Here is a 2,291-nt window from a genome sequence, read left to right as displayed (position 1 = left end):
AGGGTCTCCTCGTCCGCCTCCGTGAACTCCTGCCCTCCCGGTTCCATCCCCAGGCAGATGTGTCCCACGTGCCGCTCGCCCTCCCGGATCTGCAGACCCAGGAACGCCCCGATCGGTGGCTGGAGCCCCGGGAACCCTGCCGACGCCAGATGCTCGACGCAGTCGCGCGCCCTCAGCGGCTCCCGCAGCCCGCTCAGGTGCCTGAAGATCCCCCACCCGTTGGGCGTTTCGAGCATCCCCCGCTGCTCTTCCTCCGTCACGCCCGAGACCACCAGGTGCTGGAACTCACCGGCCTCGTCGATCGTGGTGACCGCACCGTAGCGCGCACCCGTGAGGGAGCGCGCGCCGTCCACAACCTCCTGCAGGACGGCGTCTACGTCGAGAGCCTCGTTCATGCGGAGGATGGCCTCGGTCAGTCCCGCGATCCGGGTCCGCAGTGCCTGGTTCTCCGCCTTCAACCGTTCGCCTTCGTCCAACGCGCCACCTCAGATGACCACCCTTCTCGGGGAAGTCGACGGCCGGAATGTACCATGCGCCTACGGAGGGACCGCCCCCATGCGCTGATTGGCGCAGCCTCCTCGCCGACCAGCACCGTCAATAGTCGAGCGGTCACGGCCAGACCGTCGGGGTCCTAGCGAATGCAGGCCGCCCGCCGCTACAGTCCCCTAGCGGCGGGCGGGAGGAGCAGGGAGCGTGAGAATCCCTGCATGCCAATACTACTACTGTGTATGTCTGCTCACAATGTGCCGAGAGGCCCGCCTAGGCTGGCCCGAACAGGTAGAGGGTGATCATCGGCAACCTGCTCTCCAACGCTTCCAGGCACTCGCCCGAGGGCTCGGTCATCCGGGTGAGCGCGGCGCTCGCGGGCGCGCACGTTGAGGTCTCGGTGGCCGACCAGGGGCGGGGGATACCCGCCGAGGACCTGCCCCGCCTGTTCCGCAAGTTCTCTCGCCGGGAGGACCCCGACGCGGCAGGCGACACCGGCCTGGGGCTAGCAATCTGCAAGGGGATAGTGCAGACCCACGGGGGCCGCATCCATGCCGAGAGTGACGGGCCGGGCCTGGGGGCGCGATTCCTTTTCACCCTGCCGGTGGTCCGAGAGGCAGAACCGGCTCGTAGTCCCGCCCGCTCCCAGGACAGCGGGCCTTCTGCTGGAACGGTCCTGGTGGTGGACGACGACCCCCTGACACTCAGATCGGTCCGGGACGCCCTCTCTATCGCGGGCTTCCGTGCGGTGGTGACGGCAGACCCGGATGAGGCGCTTGCGCTGATGAGGGAGCACAGCCCCTGCCTGGCCCTGCTGGACCTGATGCTGCCGGAGTACGACGGGACAGAGCTGATGGGGGACATCCTGGCCGTCTCCCGCATCCCGGTCATATTCCTGTCGGCCTACGGCAGAGACGAGGTGGTCGCCAGGGTCCTGGAGCAGGGGGCCACCGACTACATCGTCAAGCCCTTCTCGCCGACGGAGCTGGTGGCCAGGGTAAAGGCAGCCCTGCGGCGGTTCGGGGAACCCGAGTTCCCGGCGCCGGCGGAGCCCTTCGTGCTGGGCGACCTGACCATCGATTACGCCACGCGCAGGGTGACGGTCTCAGGGCTTGTCGCGCCCCTGACGCCCACGGAGTTCGACCTGCTGACCGCGCTCTCGATGGAGGCCGGGCGGGTGGTGCCCCACGACCGGCTGTTGAGGCGGGGGGGGGGTCCGGGAAAGCCGGGGAACGTGCGGGCGTTACGCACCCTGCTGGTTGGACTCCGCCGCAAGCTGGGCGACGACGCCGTCAACCCAAAGTACATCTTCGCCGAGCCCCGAGTCGGCTATCGGATGCCGGAGGGGAACTAAAGAGCAGGATCCAACGCCGTGACATGGGGGCCACTCGCGCAAGGGAGATTGAGCGACGTTGTGAGATACACGTTGCGACGGTCCTCCCTCGTTCCACTCCTACGGCCTGACCTGACGCTACCCGTTACTCACACGGCAGACTTTCTAGCAAGACCTTCAATCGGCTTCAGGCAGGTCACGTCCAGCCTCGTCGTTGGATCGGTTGCCGACCTCGTCACCTCCGGCGCGTCCGGCTTCCGGGGCGGCGGCATGCCCGGCACCTGTATGGTCACGGTGGCGGTGACGGCCTAGCCCTGCACGGTTCACATGACCTTCCCCGTGTACGAGCTCTTGGTCTCGTGGTCCAGCGTCGCCCCGCTCTTCACCCTGATCTGCCCCGTGGACGCGTCGACCTCGAAGGCGTCTGTCGTACTGCGCCGGTTTCTTCGAGTACCCCGAGCGTCCCGAGGCT

The 2,291-nt window shown here is 67.7% G+C and carries 2 protein-coding genes; one reads left to right on the top strand and one right to left on the bottom strand.

Annotated elements, in window-relative coordinates; all coding sequences use genetic code 11:
* Positions 1-476 (bottom strand): GAF domain-containing protein (locus OXC99_00160; protein ID MCY4623414.1); only part of this gene is annotated, 476 nt, incomplete at its 3' end.
* A gap of 308 nt (positions 477-784) precedes the next feature.
* Between OXC99_00160 and OXC99_00155 the strand changes: the two genes are divergently transcribed.
* Entirely contained in the window at positions 785-1,840 is a 1,056-nt protein-coding gene (locus tag OXC99_00155; protein ID MCY4623413.1) for a response regulator, read from the top strand.
* Positions 1,841-2,291: the final 451 nt, after the last annotated feature.

The organism is Chloroflexota bacterium, from assembly GCA_026713825.1.
Taxonomy (GTDB): domain Bacteria; phylum Chloroflexota; class Dehalococcoidia; order Lucifugimonadales; family UBA1127; genus UBA1127.
The sequence above is the reverse complement of the archived record's forward strand: the minus strand, read 5'-3'. Positions and strand labels throughout refer to the sequence as shown.